The sequence below is a fragment of the Bifidobacterium sp. B4081 genome (assembly GCF_026537335.1).
In the GTDB taxonomy this organism is placed as follows: domain Bacteria; phylum Actinomycetota; class Actinomycetes; order Actinomycetales; family Bifidobacteriaceae; genus Bombiscardovia.
The window spans coordinates 847,423-864,803 of sequence record NZ_JAFNMM010000001.1 but is presented as its reverse complement, the minus strand read 5'-3'; the positions used below and the strand labels follow the sequence as shown (position 1 = coordinate 864,803).

Annotated in this window: 16 protein-coding genes; 8 read left to right on the top strand and 8 right to left on the bottom strand. The window is 64.6% G+C overall.

The annotated features are described in order from the left end of the window. Positions 1-31: 31 nt before the first annotated feature. Positions 32-952 (bottom strand): bifunctional methylenetetrahydrofolate dehydrogenase/methenyltetrahydrofolate cyclohydrolase, encoded by a 921-nt coding sequence (locus tag J3T92_RS03800; RefSeq protein WP_267399801.1) that lies wholly within the window; start codon positions 950-952, stop codon positions 32-34. Positions 953-1,164: 212 nt separating this feature from the next. Between J3T92_RS03800 and J3T92_RS03795 the strand changes: the two genes are divergently transcribed. Next, positions 1,165-2,040, top strand: coding sequence for an ABC transporter ATP-binding protein (locus J3T92_RS03795; RefSeq protein ID WP_121914768.1), 876 nt, complete (start codon positions 1,165-1,167; stop codon positions 2,038-2,040). After that, positions 2,037-2,864, top strand: coding sequence for a metal ABC transporter permease (locus J3T92_RS03790; RefSeq protein WP_267399797.1), 828 nt, complete (start codon positions 2,037-2,039; stop codon positions 2,862-2,864). Before J3T92_RS03795 ends, J3T92_RS03790 begins: the two co-directional genes overlap by 4 nt. 6 nt (positions 2,865-2,870) lie before the next feature. Here the strand turns inward: J3T92_RS03790 and J3T92_RS03785 are convergent, their stop codons facing one another. After that, positions 2,871-3,350 carry a 2-C-methyl-D-erythritol 2,4-cyclodiphosphate synthase gene (locus J3T92_RS03785; protein WP_267399795.1) on the bottom strand — a complete coding sequence of 160 codons (480 nt, stop codon included), beginning with the start codon at positions 3,348-3,350 and terminating at the stop codon, positions 2,871-2,873. 14 nt (positions 3,351-3,364) lie between these two features. Then, complete coding sequence (locus J3T92_RS03780; protein ID WP_267399794.1) at positions 3,365-3,985, bottom strand: CarD family transcriptional regulator; 621 nt, start codon at positions 3,983-3,985, stop codon at positions 3,365-3,367. Positions 3,986-4,209: 224 nt separating this feature from the next. On the opposite strand from J3T92_RS03780, the gene J3T92_RS03775 reads away from it, so the two are divergent. From J3T92_RS03775 to J3T92_RS03760, 4 genes are all read left to right on the top strand, one after another. Continuing rightward, on the top strand, positions 4,210-4,947 hold the full coding sequence (locus J3T92_RS03775) for a response regulator transcription factor (RefSeq protein ID WP_024627345.1): 738 nt from the start codon (positions 4,210-4,212) through the stop codon (positions 4,945-4,947). Positions 4,948-4,956: 9 nt separating this feature from the next. Continuing rightward, positions 4,957-6,096 (top strand): sensor histidine kinase, encoded by a 1,140-nt coding sequence (locus J3T92_RS03770; protein WP_416378902.1) that lies wholly within the window; start codon positions 4,957-4,959, stop codon positions 6,094-6,096. 70 nt (positions 6,097-6,166) lie between these two features. Then, complete coding sequence (locus J3T92_RS03765) at positions 6,167-6,784, top strand: LexA family protein (protein ID WP_267399792.1); 618 nt, start codon at positions 6,167-6,169, stop codon at positions 6,782-6,784. Further along, positions 6,781-8,133, top strand: a complete 1,353-nt coding sequence (locus tag J3T92_RS03760; protein ID WP_267399791.1) for a Y-family DNA polymerase — start codon at positions 6,781-6,783, stop codon at positions 8,131-8,133. The genes J3T92_RS03765 and J3T92_RS03760 overlap by 4 nt, the downstream gene beginning before the upstream one ends. On the opposite strand, the gene J3T92_RS03755 is transcribed toward J3T92_RS03760, so the two are convergent. After that, positions 8,130-8,885, bottom strand: coding sequence for a ComF family protein (locus tag J3T92_RS03755; RefSeq protein WP_267399790.1), 756 nt, complete (start codon positions 8,883-8,885; stop codon positions 8,130-8,132). The two genes, J3T92_RS03760 and J3T92_RS03755, sit on opposite strands and share 4 nt — an antisense overlap. A 106-nt stretch (positions 8,886-8,991) precedes the next feature. Continuing rightward, on the bottom strand, positions 8,992-9,786 hold the full coding sequence (locus J3T92_RS03750; protein ID WP_416378822.1) for an HAD-IIB family hydrolase: 795 nt from the start codon (positions 9,784-9,786) through the stop codon (positions 8,992-8,994). 110 nt (positions 9,787-9,896) lie between these two features. On the opposite strand from J3T92_RS03750, the gene J3T92_RS03745 reads away from it, so the two are divergent. Then, complete coding sequence (locus tag J3T92_RS03745; protein WP_024627339.1) at positions 9,897-10,331, top strand: metallopeptidase family protein; 435 nt, start codon at positions 9,897-9,899, stop codon at positions 10,329-10,331. A 10-nt stretch (positions 10,332-10,341) separates the two neighbouring features. On the opposite strand, the gene J3T92_RS03740 is transcribed toward J3T92_RS03745, so the two are convergent. The 3 genes from J3T92_RS03740 to J3T92_RS03730 are packed head-to-tail and all read right to left on the bottom strand — an operon-like array spanning position 10,342 to position 15,306. After that, positions 10,342-11,853: a DUF5719 family protein gene (locus J3T92_RS03740; protein ID WP_267399788.1), complete on the bottom strand. Its 1,512-nt coding sequence runs from the start codon at positions 11,851-11,853 to the stop codon at positions 10,342-10,344. Next, positions 11,850-14,990, bottom strand: coding sequence for a glycosyltransferase (locus J3T92_RS03735; protein ID WP_267399787.1), 3,141 nt, complete (start codon positions 14,988-14,990; stop codon positions 11,850-11,852). Before J3T92_RS03735 ends, J3T92_RS03740 begins: the two co-directional genes overlap by 4 nt. 58 nt (positions 14,991-15,048) lie before the next feature. After that, a complete protein-coding gene (locus J3T92_RS03730) occupies positions 15,049-15,306 on the bottom strand; it encodes a WhiB family transcriptional regulator (protein ID WP_267399786.1) in 258 nt (85 codons plus the stop codon). Between the two features lie 304 nt (positions 15,307-15,610). On the opposite strand from J3T92_RS03730, the gene J3T92_RS03725 reads away from it, so the two are divergent. Further along, a complete protein-coding gene (locus J3T92_RS03725) occupies positions 15,611-17,065 on the top strand; it encodes an LCP family protein (protein WP_267399785.1) in 1,455 nt (484 codons plus the stop codon). Positions 17,066-17,381 lie beyond the last annotated feature (316 nt).

Sequence of the window (17,381 nt, the reverse complement as noted above, 5' to 3'; positions counted from 1 at the left end):
CGAACATTCTCCATGATAGGAGACACCGCGGTCATTGTCGCCGGGAGACCTCGGGCGTGTCGCAGACAGGGATTCCGGCGGCCCGCTCGGCGGATTCAACCACATTGACCAGAAGCATGGCCCGGGTCATGGGACCCACGCCACCGGGGTTGGGCGTATAAGCGGCTGCAGACTGCCTGGCGGCCGGGTCGATGTCGCCCTTGATCCGCCAGCGCCCCTCCTGCTGATCCCAGATCCGGGAGACGCCAACATCCACCAGAACGGCACCCTGGCGGACCTGGTCCGGGCCAACCAGCCCGGCTCGGCCCACGGCCGAGATGATCACGTCAGCCCTGCGCAGATGGGCGTCAACGTCCTTGGTGCGGGTATGACAGAGGGTCACGGTGGCATCCACCCCGCGGTTGGTCAGGAGCAGCCCGATGGTGCGTCCCACGGTCAATCCCCGGCCCAGCACACAGACATCCTTGCCAGCCAGGTCTATCCCGTAATGGTCCAGCAGGTAGAGGATCCCCCGCGGGGTGCAGGGCAGGGGGGTCCGCACCTGGCCGTCGGTATGCAGAACCAGCTGACCCAGGCTGTAAGGATGCATGCCGTCGGCATCCTTGGCCGGATCGATGCGATCGATGATCCCAGTGGGATCCACGCCCTCGGGCAGGGGCAGCTGGACGATGTAGCCGGTGCAGTCAGGATCCTGGTTGAACTGATCCACGGCAGCAAGAATCCGCTCCTCGCCGGCATCGGCGGGTAGATCAACCCTGATCGACCTGATGCCCACCTGGCTGCAGTCCCGGTGCTTACCCTCTACATATTTAACCGAGCCCGGATCGTCCCCCACCAGGATGGTCCCCAGGCCGGGCGTACGTCCCATGGCCGTCAGCCTCGCCACCCGAGCGCGCAGGTCCTCCTTGAGTTCCGCAGCCGCCGCCTTCCCGTCCAGTTTTACTGCAGTCAACACGTCTCCATCATCCAAGAGGGCACAAACCCTTGTCGAATTCGTCTGGGCCAGATTAGCTCAGATTCCTCCCCGAACGGAACCAGCGTCCAATGGCCGGTCTGGGAGGACTCGACTGCTGAAGTTGCGCCCTGTCCTCTCCCCAGCGATAATGAGAATCATGCTCAATAAGAGCAGGTTTACCATTTTAAGCCCGTGCAGGAAAGGAAGTCATGGATACGGACACGGATAGAACATCCACGCAGGCCTGCATCGTCTTCGACCATGCCGCCATCCGCCGTTCCGGGCGGCTGATCTGGTCAGAGGGGACCTTCACCATTCCCTCGGGAACCGTGACCGCCATCGTGGGCACCAACGGCACGGGCAAAACCAGCATGATGCAGGCCGAGCTGGGCCTGCTCCCCCTGGACGCCGGCAGCCTGCGGGTCCTGGGGCAGCCGGCCGGCCAGGCCAACGATCGCATTGGATACGTACCACAGAGCTACACCTCGGATATCGACTCCAACCTTACGGCCGAACAATCCGTCCTGCTGGGGCTGACCGGCACCCGGTTCGGCATTCACCCCGTCACCCGGCAGGACCGCGAGCGCGCCAGAGCGGCCATGCGCTTCGTGGGTGTGGAGGACAGGGCCCACCTGCGCCTGTCCCAGCTCTCCGGCGGCCTGCGACAGCGGGTGGCCATCGCCCAGGCCTTGGTCTGCGATCCTGATCTGCTCATGCTGGACGAGCCCCTGGCCAATCTGGATCTGGCCGGGCAGCGCGCCACCGTCCACCTGCTGGCACAACTCAACAGCCGTCTGGGCATGTCCATCCAGGTGGTGGCCCACGACCTGAACATGCTGCTGCCTGTGCTGACCGGGGCGGTCTACCTGCTGGACGGGCACCCTCATTACGCCCGCATGGACGACGTGCTGGATTCGGACCTGCTCACCCACCTCTACGGCACCAAGGTGGAGGTGGTCACCACTCCTCAGGGGGACATGTTCGTGGCCCCCGACATGGACGAGCCGATCGGACCCGTCCATAATCGCTACCAACCCAGCCAGGTGGCCCGCCTGCACGGGACGGACCGGGAAAGGAACTCATGACCACACCAGTCTTCGACCCCCATTGGACCGAGATCCTCGCCGCCCCCTTCATGCGCAACGCCATGGTGGCTGGCCTATGCATCGCCGTGGCTGCCGGAGCCATGGGCTACTTCACCATTGCCAGACACTCCACCTTCGCCGCCCACGCCCTGGCCCACATCGGCCTGCCCGGTGCCACAGGGGCCGTCCTGCTGGGGCTGCCGGTCTCTGCCGGCATGGGACTCTTCGCTCTGGGAGGGGCACTGGTCATCGGAGCCCTGGGCAAGCGGGCCTCCCAGAGGGAGATCGCCACGGGTACGGTCCTGGCCTTCGCCACCGGTCTGGGACTCTTCTTCGCCAGGATGTCCAGCTCGGCCTCCCAGCAGATGCAGGCCATCCTCTTCGGATCCATCCTCACCATCACCCGGGGCCAGGTCGTCGGCTTCATAGTCTTCGATGCAATCCTGCTGATCCTGCTGGCCCTGATCTACCGGCCCCTGCTCTTCAGCTCCCTGGATGAGCAGGTGGCCCAGGCACGCGGCGTGCCCATCGGGCTGATGAACCTGACCTTCATGGCCATCATGGCCGGCGTCATCACCATCGCCGTACCGGCAGTGGGGACCCTGCTCATCTTCGCCCTGGTCGTCACCCCGGCGGCCACGGCCAACATCCTGGTGGCCTCTCCCCTACGGGCCATGCTTCTATCAGGATTGATCTGCCTGGCTTCAATCTGGGGAGGCCTGGTGATCTCGGCCATGGTGCCGACCCCTCCCAGCTTCGTCATCGTGACCCTGTCCACCCTCTTCTGGGCTCTGGCCAAGGGATGGGCGGCCCTGCGCGCCTGATGCCGGTCAGTCCACCAGGGCGGTGGCCATGACGGCGACGCCCTCATCGTGGCCGGTAAAGCCCATGCCATCAGTGGTGGTGGCAGTCAATTTAACCGGTGCCCGGACAGCCTGACTCATGGCCTGCTGGGCCAGGTGACGACGGGAGGAGATTCTGGGGCGCTGGCCGACGATGACCAGGGAGGCGTTGAGCAGCCTGCGACCGTGCCCATGCAGACAGTCCATGGTCTTCTCCAGCATGGCCGTGCCGTGCATGCCCGCTCCAAGAGCCTGTGATCCCAGGCCGAACAAGGTACCGATATCGCCCAGGTCGGCGGCTGACAGGATGGCATCGATCAGGGCATGGGCGGCTGCATCGCCGTCAGAATCGCCCAGCAGGCCGGGGGTTCCGTCATTCCAGGACAGACAGGCCAACCAGAGGGGACGCTCACCGGTCGGGTCGAAGCGATGGGCGTCAAAGCCCAGTCCAATGTTTGGATGGCCCATGACCGAATCCGGCCTCAGCGCTTGGCCTTGGTCTTGGTCTTGCCCTTGGTCTTGGCGGCCCCCTGGGCCACCCGTGCCAGGGTCTTGGAAGCCGGCTCCTTGGGGGACTTGGTATGGTGCTTGTCGTCGCCGGGCATGGGCTCCGCATAGCCCAGGTTGACGTCCAGCAGGCGCTGGGCCTCGTCCTCGTCCAGCTTCTCGGACAGGGCGATCTCGGAGGTCAGGATCTTCCGGGCCTTGATCAGCATCCGCTTCTCGCCCGCCGACAGCCCGTGCTCGTCCACGTCGCGCTGGGAGAGGTCGCGCACCACCTCGGCGATCTTGTTGACCTCGCCGGTGGCGATCTTCTCCACGTTCAGCTTGTAGCGGCGGGACCAGTTCATCTCCTTCTCCTCGACCACCGGGGTGCGCAGGATCTCGAAGACCTTGGCCACCGCCTTGGCGTCGACGATGTCTCTGACGCCCACCTTGGCCGCGTTCTCCACGGGGACGTTGATGACCAGTCCGTCCGAGGAGAGCACAGACAGCTGCAGGTACTTGCGGGTGACGCCCTTGACGGTCCGTTCGGTGATGGCGTCCACCCTGGCGGCCCCATGACGCGGATAGACGACCATGTCACCGACCTTGTAACCCATATGCCCTCCAGAACGAGTCGAGAAAATACCATATAATAGTGCCATTGCGTATGGACTTGCTGACGGGCGCCTGGGGACGACGCGATTCTCCGCGAGCACACTTCCCCTGGAGGCTCTGAAGACTATTCTGGAAGAAACGACGGTGGTGGAACGAATGCCGACAAGGCTCCACCCCGCATGACGAGCATCGTTTTGCGGATCAGTGATCGAAAACAGAGGTAGGCATGATCAGAAACACAAGCCGCTACACTACACCCAGCACCATCCTGGTGGTTGAGGACGAACCCACCCTGGCCACTGCCATAGCCCAGCGCATCACCGCCGAAGGGTGGACGGCCCGGGTGGCCTCGGACGGTGCCAGCGCCGTGCAGGCCGCCTCCCAGATCAAGCCCGACCTGGTTATCATGGATATCATGCTGCCCGTCATGGACGGACTGGAGGCCACCAAGCGGATCGTGGCCGAGCGACCGGTGCCGGTGCTGATTCTGACCGCCCGGGACGACGAGGCCGACAAGGTGACCGGTCTGGGCGCCGGAGCCGACGACTACATGACCAAACCCTTCTCCATGCGCGAGCTAATCGCCCGCTGCAAGGCCCTCCTGCGCCGGGTGGAGCGGGCCAAGGTCATCGCCAAGAACTCCGAGAACGAGAAGGTGCTGGACTTCGGATCCCTGGTCATCGACCCGGCCCAGCGCATCGTGACCCTACGCGGGAAGCAGATCCACCTGACCCCCACCGAATTCGACCTGCTGGCCACGCTGGCCCGTCGGCCCAAGTCCGTACTCACCCGCGAGAAGCTGCTGGAGGAGGTCTGGGACTGGGTGGATGCCTCGGGCACCAGGACGGTGGACTCCCACGTCAAGGCCCTGCGGCACAAGCTGGGCTCGCAGATGATTCGCACCGTGCATGGCGTGGGCTACGCCTTCGAACCGCCCGAGGATCAGGAACAGGACCAGCGGTAGCAGCCGCGGATGCACGCCATGAGCAAGGACGGCAAAAGCCGGCGCAAGGGGCCTGGTCTGAGTGCGCGTGTGGATCGCGAACGGCCCATTGGATCCTTCGCCTCATTGAAGGTGGAGCTGAGCGTCCTGATCATCATCTCCACAGCCATCGCCTTCGTCATGGCCTGGTTCCTGCTGAAGATGGGCTGGAGCGGCTGGATCGCCATGCCGCTGACCCTGGTCGTGGCCCTGGGGATCACCTACTTCTTCTCCCGAGGGCTCACCGCTCCCCTGCGGCAGATGCGGGATGCAGCCGAGGCCATGGCCGACGGGGACTATACGGTTCGTGTCCATGCCACCACGACCAGCCATGACGAGGTGGGGCTCCTGGCCCAATCCTTCAACGAGATGGCCGAGGAGCTCCAGCACGCCGACCAGATGCGCCGGGATATGGTGGCCAATGTCAGCCACGAGCTGCGCACCCCCGTCTCGGCCCTGCAGGCCATGGTGGAGAACATGGCGGACGGGGTGACCGAGCCCACGCCAGCCAACCTGGAGGGGATCCTGGAGCAGACCCATCGCCTGTCCGACCTGATCGCCTTCCTGCTGGATCTGTCGAGGATGGAGGCTGGAGCCGCCAGCCTGCAGATCGAGGACTTCGACTTCGGGGACTTCATTGACGAGACCCTCCAGCCCCTGGCCATAGCCGACGCCGGGCACGCCCACGACATCCAGGTGGATCTGGAGAAGGGCCTGAGGATGGAGGGCGACCAGGATCGGCTGCGCCAGCTCTTCACCAACGTCATCAGCAACGCCCTGAAGCACTCGGCCGACGGCACCACGGTGCTGATCCAGGCCCACGAGAACCGGCAGCAGGAGACCATTGTCACCAACGTGGTCAACTTCGGCTCGCAGATACCCCCCGAGGCCCGCACCGACATCTTCCGGCGCTTCGTCAAGGGCAAGGCCGGCCCGGGTACGGAGTCGGGCGGCACCGGGCTGGGGCTGTCCATCGCCCGCTGGGCGGCCCAGTTGCATGGAGGCCAGGTGCAGGTGGTGGACGACCCGCGCGGAGCCGACTTCGAGATCACCCTGCCCAGATATCACCGTGACCCCGACGAGGACGAGGGGGACGGAGACCACTCTGACGGGTCCGACGCGCCGCATTGACGGGGAGGCGCACTTCGGCTCATAATGAAATCGAACATTTGTTCGAATGTCATCGAGTTCGAGGTGTGCCATGGTCGCTACCATCCATGGGTCGCCGGAGGCGGCCCCTGCTTCCCTGCCGGAGTGCCGGGTCGATGCCCTGAGTCCCTTCCGAGAGCACCCCAGTCCTGTCCCCCAGGCCTTGGAGGCCGTCCACGCCGGCTTCCCCTCCGTGGCCCAGGACTACTTCAGCGGCGACTTCAGCTTCGATCAGAACGTCATCATCCACCCCGATGCCACCTTCATCATCCACGTGGCCGGCGACTCCATGACCGGAGCCGGCATCTTCGATGGGGACCTGTTGGTGGTCGACCGGTCTTTGGAGCCGCGTGAGGGGGACATTGTCATCGCCATCCTGGACGACGAGCTGCTGGTCAAGCGGCTGGCCAGACGCAAAGGACGGACCATGTTGCGGGCCGAGAACCCCGCCTACCCCGACTTCCTGCCCCAGGAGGGCGAGGAACTGGTCATCTGGGGGGTGGCCATCGGCAACTATCACTGGCAGCGGGTGGACACCAAGGGCGAACTTCGGAGCGGCTCTCCCCTGCCCCAGGTCACCTATCCCGGGCATACCCCGCACGGTCGCAGGCACACGGGAATCCAGGGCCGGAAGCCCGTCTATCCTTCCACGGGCTGGGGGTCGGCATGAGCGCGCAGAGACCGGCCCAGCCGGCATCCGGGACCGCTCTGACAGGCCAGGTAGTCCTGGCTGATGCCAACTCTTTCTTCGCTTCATGTGAGGCCGTCTTCGACCCCTCCCTGGCCGACCGCCCGGTGGTTGTGCTGTCCAACAACGACGGCTGCGTAGTGGCCCGCAACCGCCCGGCCAAGGCCTTGGGCATCACCAATGGCACACCCTGGTTCACCATTCGCGACAGGGCCCTGCAGGACGGGGTGGTAGCCCGCAGCTCCAATTATGAGCTCTACGCCAGTCTCTCAAGGCGCATGATGGCCATCATGGCCCATTTCCTGCCCAACCAGGAGATCTACTCCATCGACGAGTGCTTCATGGACAGCATCTGGAACGACAAGCGCACCGTCCAGATCTGCCGGGAGCTGCGCGCCGCGGTCCTGCGGTGCACCGGCATCCCCGTCAGCGTGGGCGTGGCGCCTACCAAAACCCTGGCCAAGGTGGCCAACCACTGGGCCAAGGACCATCCCTCGACCGAGGGGATCACCCTCTGGAGCCAGGTGGAGTCCCAGTATGGCGACCAGGCTCTGGCATCCGTGCCCGTCGACCAGGTCTGGGGAGTAGGCCGACGGCTGACCGGCAGACTCATGGGCATGGGCATCACCACCGCCCTGGATCTGCGCGATGCCGATCCCTCCCTGATCCGGCATCGGTTCTCCGTCATGCTGCAGCGCACCGTACTGGAATTGAGGGGACGACCCTGTATCGAACCCGAGGCGGATGCCGCCAGGGGCGTGCGCACCGATCAGATTCTGTGCTCGCGCATGTTCTCTCACCCCATTGAGGGCTACTCCACCCTGGCCCAAGCTTTGAGCATCTACGCCCAGAAGGCCTGCCGCCGCCTGCGTCGACAGCACGGCCTGTGCGGCAGAGTGCGGGTCTTCTGCTCCACCAGCCCCTATGCGCCCCAGCAGTTCTGCTCAGCTGGCCGGACCGTCGTCCTGGAGGATCCCAGCGACGACCCGCTGGTCATCGCCGGCGCAGCCAGCCGGGCGCTCAAGGGCCGAGTGGATCCGCACGCCCGCTGGATCCGGGCCGGGGTGGTTCTGCTGGACCTGACCGACGCCGACCACTTCCACACCTTGGAAGGCCTGGACGCAGCCCGGGACACCCATGGTCTGGGGGACGTCCTGGAGGATGCCACCCGTCGTTTCGGCCCCTTCCGCGTGGGCGTGGGCTACGGAGGCATCCGCGGCCAGGGCCGGGGCGACGAGGATACGGGGGCCGACTGGGCCATGAACCGGGGCATGCTCTCCCCCCGGGCCACCACCCGCTGGGACGAGATGGCCATGGCCCAGGCCCGCTAGAGATCCTCATGGCCTGGAGGAACGGCCGCCAGAGCCAGGGCAGCCAGCGGTAGGGCACCTGCAGCCTCCAGGGCACGAGCACACTGACGGATGGTGGATCCAGTGGTGATGATGTCGTCCACCACCAGGACAGGATGACCGGCCAGTCGTGAGGGATCCGCAACCGCAATCCGGCCTGCCAGCCGACGCGAACGGTTCCGACGGCCGCCCGCTTGGACAGACTTGGTTCTCACGGAGTTCATGATCAGGGCCGGTTCCACCTGGGCAGCCAGACCCTGCCGTTGCAGGGCCTGGACCAGAGACAGGAGGATCGGCTCCAGATGAACCCTCCCCCGCCTTCGCAGGGAGGCGCGGGAAGAGGGGGCGGGAACCACCAGAATGGCCCTGGCAGACTTGGGCCGAAGCAGAGGATCGATCAGCCTGGACAGGGCTGGAGCCAGATCGGCCATGACCTGGCCCAGTGGCCTGTCCAAGGGCCGGTTGTCATGGTCCTTCCAGGACAGAATGATCCGCCTGACAGGTCCACGATATGGAGCGCAGGCCAGCGCCAGACCTAGGGCATAGGCGGGCGCGGGCACCGACAGGGGCCGGAAGAGCAGGGATCTGCAGCTGGGACAGAGCAGAAGGTCCGGGCGGTCACAGCCGGCGCAGGCTCGAGGAGCCAGCAGGTCCAGGGCCGAGCCAGCCATGGCCGAGGCGACAGCATAAGCGGCCCGTCTGAGACGGCTGGATGCCGATAAAGGATTGTGCATATGACCCAGCCAACCCTCGAACAAAGAGGATAGACAAGCAGATCAGGGCCATGTGCATGAACAAGTTATCCGTTCACAGGATTGTCTGCGGACAGGTTTAGCAGATTCAGGCCAGATCAGCCTCCATGGCCTGAATCAGGGCCAAGGCATCGGCAGGATCGCGCACACGCAGAGCCATGGCCCCCGCCAGGGCCGCCGGATAGTCGTTGCCATCAGGATCCATCCGGTCGCCCACGAAGGCGATATCGCCGACATCCACACCCAGTATCCTGGCCAGGGAGGTCACGGCGTAGGCCTTGTCAATACCCTTGGCCGAGATGTCCACGCTGGTGGAGCCGCCTGAACGCACCTGCAGGTTGGGCAGATCGGCGGCCACGGCCCGGGCCAGGGCATCCTTGCGGCTGTTGTCCGGATCCCAGGCCTCCTTGGCTTGGACAGGGGCCTGCTGACCCAGGGCGGAGAAGGTTATCTGGCTGCCGCGATCCTCGATGCGCGGCCCCCAGACCTGCTCCTCCCAGTCGCCCAGCTGCTTGGCTCTGCGTTCCAGGCTGGCCTCGGCGGCCTGCAGGTCCTGGGCGCTCAGGTCGTGGGCATAGACGCAATTCCAACTTCCATCCTGCCAGCGGTAGTAGCGGGTGCCGCTGGTGGGCATCAGATGCAGCTGGTCGAAACGGGTATCGTCGGGCAGAGCATCGAGCACCTGGTCGCGGAACTGGCTGAACCGCCCGCCAGAGACGATGGCCACGGGCCGAAGCCGGGTCAGGGCGGCGAAATGAACGGCCATGGTCTGGTCCATACGGGTCTTGGACAGCGCCAGAGTATTGTCCAGATCGAAGGCCAGCACTCGTGCCTGTGCGCAGATGGACCCTATGTCTTGGCTGCCCCACCAGGCCACGTTCATCGCACCGTCCTCCGCCATGATTGCTCCCATCCGCTTGTCGATCATCGCTCTATGCTACAAGACACCCTGAATCAAAACTGTCACTGAGTTGAGGGGCTATGGTGAGTGTCATGATCAACGATCAGCCGCCTTGGTCCCGCAGCGTCTACCGGGACAGTCATGGCCGAGGGATTCGTCGGCCCACCTTCGGCACCCGCCTGCCCCGCTATCGCACCAGATGCGGGATCTTCGACGACCTGACCGCGGCCCAGATCCGGCGTCTGGGAGCCGGTTGGCCCCAGCTGGTCAAGCCCGTCCAATTCGCCGTCGAGGACGTGCCGCCCTCCGACCCCACCCCCTGGGAGGACAGGGCGGACCTCTTCTCACGCAGTTTCCCGGCAGGCCGCGGCATCCCCGCCAGAATCGTCCTCTACCGGCTGCCCATCCAGAGCAAGACCCGGGACCGCACCGAGCTGGAGTTGATTATCCGCGACGAACTGGTCCTGCAGTTGGCAGACCTTTACGGGCGGGACCCGGAGGAAATCGACCCCATGTGGGGACGCTGACAGCCGACGTTCAGGGCAGGACAGTGGAGTCTGGACCGGAGCGGATCAGCGTGGTGGCAGGCATGAGCCCGTCAGGAGCCATGACGGCCAGACCGGCCAGGCCAGCCTGGTTGACCGCGTCCACGCTCAGACGGGCATTCCAGATCAATCGGGATGAATCCTCGTTCAGCCGTACGGCGGCCACCTGGTCGCCCAGGTCGTGGGCTGAAAGCTCATGGGCCCGACCCGGCTCAACGGTCAGCGAGCGCTCATCCAATTTCTTGCCCTTCTCGTCGAACCCAACCAGTTCGGCCTTGATCGGATCCGTCGATGGGTTGACCAGGGTCAGCGCTGCCTGGGCGGGCTGGGATATGGTCAGGGCCGAGGAGGCGGCAGCAGTACCCGCAGGAATCAGAGCCAGGTCGGACTGCGACTGATCCTGGCTGCCCCGACTGGTCACCTGCAGGACTGCTCGGACAGGCTGGTCGGCATGCACCTGCAGAGCCAGCTTGCCGTCAGGCACGCCACCCAAGTCCACAGCAGTGGCCCTGGAACCCTGCAAATCCACCCGCCGCAAGGATTCCCGACCGCCTTCATCCATCCAGGACAGCTCCGCCGCGGTAGCCTTGGAACCCTGCAGAAGCAGGGTGGCCTGGTCTGCCCCGCGCAGGCCGGGAATAACCAGATCACGGCCGGGCGCCGCCAAGGCCGTTACCTGATCCGACCCGCGCGGATCCAGTCCAGCCATGACATTGACCGAAACCGACATGGCCACTGGCGCCTGGGAGCTGCGAGCCCGGACGTAGACGGCCTGCTGTCCGGGAGCCGCCGCAGACAGGTCGTATGAGGCATGGCCGCCAGGCGCCACAGTCATGGTGTTCCCGGTCTCCAGGGACAGGTTGCCAGAGGAATGCGAACCCTGGATCTCCAGACTGATCACCGTGGCCTTGGATGACGGGTTGTAGGCCACCAGCCGCTCTGTGGACCCTCGACCGGTGGCAGGCAACAGGAAGCCGGCATCCATGACGACCCGAGGGCAGGCCAGCGCCTGAACCCCTCGCAGATCGCCCTTGGTGGCCCAGGAGACCATACCGACAGCAGCTCCCGTGCCCGGCTGGGACTTGAGCATCCGGGAATCGAAAGCCGTAGCCGAGGCACCTGGATCGATCGAGGCGGCCATGGTCTTCTGCCCATCCAAGAGGTCGGGATCAGTCATCGTGGTGCGTCGCCCGTCTCCAAGCGGGGTCAGGCTGGCACTGCCGATGGAACCAAAGGCGGCGGCTGTGACACGGGCGCTCAGATCGCCTTCCGAGGCTTTGAACTGGTCATCGCCGACCTTGTCCTCATCCGCTACCGTCATTCGAGCCGGGCAGTAGGACGCTACCTCACGTTGGCTGACCCGGGTGGCAACGACTGACGAGCCCAAGGCCCCATCAGCCAAGGAGGCCGGGGGCGTCCATACCAAGAGAGCAGCGATCAAAACCGCCACCAGAGGCGCCGTGACCAGAGCAGCCACCAGGGATCCCTTGCTTCGTACACTCATAGTTGCTCCCCTCCAAAGTAGCCCGGACGCGGCAGAGCCACCAAGCAGTATCCCAGCAAGACCAGGCCCAGGGTCCAGAGCCAGATCCTCCTCCAGGTGCTGGCCGCCGCTTGATGGGCCCCGGCCATGTTGACTCCCACATCCCTGCCGGATTGCGAGCTCAAACGGAAATAGGTTCCCTGGGCATTGGTCGCCACCTGCTGGGCACCATCGCTGGCGGTGATGTTGGATACCAGGTCATCGTTGGGTGTGGATCCCATGCCGACTGCTCCGGAACGGTCGGCGGGCACATAGATTCCCCCGAAGCCCATACCGGATACAGCCGCTACAGCCTTGGAGTCGGCGTTGGCCATCAGAGCCGCAGCTGAATGCGAGAGGACATCCTGACCGGCCATCTGCCCGCCGTTCACCCTCTGGGCACGCAGGGCAGGCGAGGCATCGATCAGATCCCCTCGTGAGGTGTGCAGACCCGTGTAGGCCACGCGGCCATGGGAGGGCGAGGTCAGCACCAGCACCCGATGGGATGGATCCTTGTTCAGGTAGTCCACCGCCACTGCCGGGAGCTGCCGGTCATCAGCAGACAGGGGTCCTCCGACTGGCGCCGCCAGACCAGCCGCCGCCACGCCTGCCGTTACCAGGGTCAGGACCAGGCCTAGCAAGAGTCTGACAATCCGTCCCCCGCCATCAACCGCAGCCGCAGAGGTTGAAGAGGACTGCGCAGGAGGCAGGGGCGGACGATCAGCATCGCCCTCTGGAACCTGATCGTGCCCAGGAGCAAGGGGCGAGAAGGGACGGACGGCCCTGCCAGCCAGAAGGCCCAGACAGGCCAGCAGCCCCATGAAGGCAAGCATCACCCCAGGCAGGACCGAACCGGCCACTGGACCGGTCTCGTCCAAGCCGATGCAGACCGCCTGGGAGATCAGCGCCAGAATCAGGCCCAGCAGAACCGTACTCCAAAGAATCCTGGCAGTTTTGAGCGCCCGAGGCACAACCAAGGCGATGAAGGCCAGCAGGGCCACCACCAGCAGACAGCAGGCCAGCGTGGCCGGACGCCAGAGCTCAGGTCGCCACCTGAGGGGCCACAGGGCCGAAAGATCCAGTCCCAGCAGGCGGGCCAGCAGTTGCCCCAGGCTCCCGGTTCTGGGTTGACCGGTCAAGCCCGTCGAGGGGATCATAAGATCTGCGAACAGCTGTCTGAAAAGTCCTTGATTGGCATGGCGCAAGGAATTGACCAGGGTGGGCGCCAGGGCCAGCGCCGAGGGCAGGGGCATCAGGAGCAGCATGACCCGATGGGAGGGCACCAGGCAGATCGCCATAATGAAGAGCGGGATCATGGCCAGCATGAGCTGAGGTTCGGCAGCCAGGACCGGCAGAAAACAGATAGAGGCCAGAGCCGCCTGCTGCACCGAAGCCTTGGGGCGCACGGGAGCCTCAGACTGATACAGCCCCACGGCCTTGAAAACAAAGGCAAAGGCGGCAGGCATGAAGGCCATGACCGTCAGCATGGGCAGCTGCAGACCATCCACGATGCCCAGGGCGAATGCCAGACAAGCCCAGAGCAACCCCAGCAGGACTCGAATGGGATTGGACCTGGTGACCACGCCGGCCAGGGCCCAGAAAGACAGAGCGGCCAGTCCCGTCTCCGCCAGGAGCATCAGGGCCATGGCTTGGGCTACGTGACCGCCGGTCAGCAGAGCGAAGGGCAGGAGGACCAGGAGGAAGGGGGCAGGAACTGCGGGCTGCCCCACACCCCCGGCCCAGGACCAGGAGGTGGTGGCCGCCGTCAGCACCTGGGACCAGTCGGCTCCGGACGAGGGCAGGGAGGGAGCGTGGATGGCCCCTCCCGAGAAGATGGCACGACAGAGTGGCCAGTGGGTGGCCACCAGGGCCGCCAAGACCGCTATGGTCATCCCTGAAGCCCAGGCCAGGCGACGCAGGAACTGCTGGCGCAGATGAGCCAAGGCCAGGTGGCTGAGCATGGGATGTTCCTGCTGGTCGTGGAAGGCCTGCCTGCGCTGCCGCCACTGTCTGATCTGCTGACCGTTGGCCTGAAGAATGTCCAACCGGCGGGGACCACCATAGCAGGCGGAGGTCAGACGGCGACGCATCGTGAACAAGGATGCGGGGTTGGCCAGAATCCGCCAGGGTGCGCACAGCCGGCAGAGGGCCCTGTAGGGCCGTTTGCCGATAAGATCAACCGCCATGAACCACAATGCCGCCAGAACTCGCCAGAGCCAGACCAGCGGCCACCAGGGCAGGGCAAAATCAGTCAGCAGGTAGCGTTCCCGGGCCAGTATGGGACCCATGGAGGCATCCAAGGGGTGGTCGGGCTGCACCGACCGCCCGTTCCGATCACGCAACCCGCTCATACGGGCACCGGCATGGGCCACCCGGGCGTTGGGTACGATTACCACCCGCCCCCCTGACAGGCAGATACGACGGCAGAGATCATCGGCCTGGCCAAAGGTGCCAGCCCAAGCGCCTGGTCCGCCCAGGTCCTTCATGGTCTGCATGAGCACCAGGGCGCCAGCCAGGCTCACCGCGAAGACATCCTGACGCGCGTCATATTGCTGCTGGTCGGGTTCGCTGTCCACCACCAGACTCACCGTTCGGTGACGGTAGGCATACCGACCCACGTCATGGAGTCCCTGGCCCTGCCAGTCATACTGTTTGGCACCCAGCAGGGAGGCAGTGGGATTGCTGTGCCAGGTGTCCACCAGCTCGTCCAGGCAATGATTATCCAGTGGACGGCAGTCGTCGTGCAGAAGCCAAAGAGCGCGAATCCGACCAGGCAGACGGGCGTAGCCAAGCGCCTTGTCCAAGGCATCGCCGAAGGAGGAGGCACCTCGCGCGCGGACCACCTGCACTTCCACACGCGCGGGCCCATCCACCGGAAACTGCGCATAGAGCGGCTCTGTGGTGGACCCCGAACAGTCCGCGATAACCAGGACCCGTGGCAAGAGGCTCTGTCGCAAGAGGGCACGCAGGGTGTCCGGCAAATAGGTCAGATCATGCTCGACCGTGATCACCGCCGCCACGGCATCCTCCACATGAGGGCTGGCGGCGGGCGAACATTCGTTCATGACTGAAGAGAGGACCTGCCGGACATCCTGGGCTTGAGGCGCGACGAAACTCATGCGTTCCAGTCTACGCAAACCAGGTCACCGGATGCCTCGCTTGGGCACCTGCGGCGATTCAGATCTGACGCTGCGCGCGCATCCTCTTCTTGTAACGGCGGCGCTCCCGTTCACTCATGCCGCCCCAGATGCCGAAGCGCTCGTCATGCTCGACCGCCCAGTCCAGGCACTGCTTGCGGACGGTGCAGTCGGCGCAGACCCGTTTGGCCTCCTGGGTGGAGCCCCCCTTGCCCGGGAAGAATGCTTCCGGGTCGGTCTGCGCACAGAGCGCCTCGCTTCGCCAGGATGGTCCGACGTTGACTTCGAACCACTGCATCAGCGGTGTCAGCCTGTTTTTAGTTGTACTGCTATAGCGAGTGTCAACAAATTCACTCATAGCGACCCCCCAGTCCCTAGTGTGTTTACACACTTTTATTACAGCTGCTGCAGGGGTCTTCTGTCAACCCCTAAATATCTGCGAGCGCAACTGAGCAACACATACAGGGAGCCATATCGCCCGAAGAGGAGCTGCGGATGGGGGTCAGACTATACTATGACTGGTTCAAGCACGCATCACCGCCATCCCGGTTCTTCCCGCCGGAATGAGCCCTACAGCGACAGCCGATGAGGAAGGCATACCATTGACGTCCCCAACCAGAAAGATGGGTCTGCCCAACATCAAGGCGGGCAGGAACGGCAAGCCCCAGCACAGCGACGGGTTTCGCAGCAGCCACCGTCTGCGCACGGGCATCTGCCTGGCCCTTACCTTCGTTCTTTGCTTCCTGGCCTCGACGGTGGCGGCCTTCTGGACCGACATCAACGGTCACATGCACGTGCTCGAGCCCGTCAGCCTGACTCAAGCCCACAAGGCCCCGGAAGACATTTACAAGGGGAGGACTTTGAACGTCCTGGTGCTGGGACAGGACACCCGGGACGGTAAGGGCAACTCCGAGGTGGGCGGCAGCGGCGACGGCCTGGAGGAGAACCACCAGTCGGACACGGCCATGGTGGTCCAGATCGCCGCCGACCGCTCCTATGTGAATGTGGTCTCCATTCCCAGGGACTCCATCGTAAACGCCCCGGCCTGCACCACCAGCAAGGGGGATACCATCCCGGCCCGCCGCCAGGTCATGTTCAACTCCATCTTCGCCGAGGGCTATAGCCAGGGCGGCGATGCCAATTCGGCCGCCAGCTGCTCCCTGGCAGCGGTCCGTTCCCTGACCGGCTTGGACATTCAGCAGTTTGTGGTGGCTGACTTCAACGGCCTCAAGTCCATCATCGACGCCCTGGGTGGGGTAGATGTGTGCATCCCCAAGGACACCTGGGACGGCTATACCGGCATCAACCTGAAGCGTGGTCTGCAGCATCTGGACGGCACCCAGGCCACCGAGTACGCTCGCATGCGCCACGGAACCGCCGCCGACGGGTCGGACATCATGCGCACCACCCGCCAGCAGTATCTGATCAAGAGCCTGGTCAACGAGGCCAAGACCGTCAACATCTATTCCGACCTGCCCAAGGCCTACCGTCTGGCCACCACCTCCATGTCCACCCTGCAGCTGAGCGAGGGGTTGGGCAACTTCCAGACCCTGCTGGGCCTGGGCAACTCGCTCAAGCACATAGACACCACACATATCTACGCCCGGACCATACCTGTCGAGGAATGGTCCCAGGACAACAACCGGGTGGTGTGGACGGACGAGGCCGAAACCATCTGGCATCTGCTGCGAGAGGGCAAGCCCTTGACCCAGGCCAATGAGGACGCAGAGTCAGCTTCCTCGTCAGGCAACCAGGCCAGCAATGGTCAGGATGCCCAGAGCGCCCAAAACTCACAGAGTGCCGCTCAGACGGCTCGCAACGGCTCTGACACAGGGGGCGGCACCCAATCCCCATCTGCATCCGCCGCTGCTCTTCCCAAGCCCGATCCCCGTACCGGACTGATCACCATGCCCGACAAGACCCTGATCGATCCCAACACGGGCGGGACCGTCGATCCGGACGACGGAACCATCAGGGATGCGAACACCGGACAGTACATCGGCATGGCGGACCGCTACCTGTTTGCTACGGTCTGTGCGGTTCCGGCGCAGAGATAGCCGATTAAGCTTCCTGGGGTCGTTCAGGCATGCTATTGCTTACCTAGTCGGTCAAAGCTACGGAGGTTAAGGGTATGCGGACTGGATCAGACCAAGACGGACAAGGACAGGAGCCTCCTAGCTTCATGCCCTCCGGGCATCACCGTCCGGCGGCCGACCCCAGATCTCCAGGCACCGAGGCCAGACACAGCCGTAGCCAGACGCCTCCCAGCTTCTCCCCATCTTCCGGGACGGGGCATCAGAAAGCCAGACGCACCAGTGGCTCCTCGAAAACCACACCCAGGCCGGCGACTGCAGCTGCACCTGTTAAAAACGA

Bases quoted from the DNA above. Each gene is read 5' to 3' on its own strand.
- J3T92_RS03785 (WP_267399795.1), bottom strand. From the start codon at position 3,350: ATGGGCCATCCAAACATTGGACTGGGCTTTGACGCCCATCGCTTCGAC.
- J3T92_RS03755 (WP_267399790.1), bottom strand. From the start codon at position 8,885: ATGCACAATCCTTTATCGGCATCCAGCCGTCTCAGACGGGCCGCTTAT.
- J3T92_RS03750 (WP_416378822.1), bottom strand. From the start codon at position 9,786: ATGAACGTGGCCTGGTGGGGCAGCCAAGACATAGGGTCCATCTGCGCA.
- J3T92_RS03770 (WP_416378902.1), top strand. From the start codon at position 4,957: ATGCACGCCATGAGCAAGGACGGCAAAAGCCGGCGCAAGGGGCCTGGT.
- J3T92_RS03790 (WP_267399797.1), top strand. From the start codon at position 2,037: ATGACCACACCAGTCTTCGACCCCCATTGGACCGAGATCCTCGCCGCC.
- J3T92_RS03730 (WP_267399786.1), bottom strand. From the start codon at position 15,306: ATGCAGTGGTTCGAAGTCAACGTCGGACCATCCTGGCGAAGCGAGGCG.
- J3T92_RS03780 (WP_267399794.1), bottom strand. From the start codon at position 3,985: ATGGGTTACAAGGTCGGTGACATGGTCGTCTATCCGCGTCATGGGGCC.
- J3T92_RS03775 (WP_024627345.1), top strand. From the start codon at position 4,210: ATGATCAGAAACACAAGCCGCTACACTACACCCAGCACCATCCTGGTG.
- J3T92_RS03795 (WP_121914768.1), top strand. From the start codon at position 1,165: ATGGATACGGACACGGATAGAACATCCACGCAGGCCTGCATCGTCTTC.
- J3T92_RS03735 (WP_267399787.1), bottom strand. From the start codon at position 14,990: ATGAGTTTCGTCGCGCCTCAAGCCCAGGATGTCCGGCAGGTCCTCTCT.
- J3T92_RS03760 (WP_267399791.1), top strand. From the start codon at position 6,781: ATGAGCGCGCAGAGACCGGCCCAGCCGGCATCCGGGACCGCTCTGACA.
- J3T92_RS03745 (WP_024627339.1), top strand. From the start codon at position 9,897: ATGATCAACGATCAGCCGCCTTGGTCCCGCAGCGTCTACCGGGACAGT.
- J3T92_RS03740 (WP_267399788.1), bottom strand. From the start codon at position 11,853: ATGAGTGTACGAAGCAAGGGATCCCTGGTGGCTGCTCTGGTCACGGCG.
- J3T92_RS03765 (WP_267399792.1), top strand. From the start codon at position 6,167: ATGGTCGCTACCATCCATGGGTCGCCGGAGGCGGCCCCTGCTTCCCTG.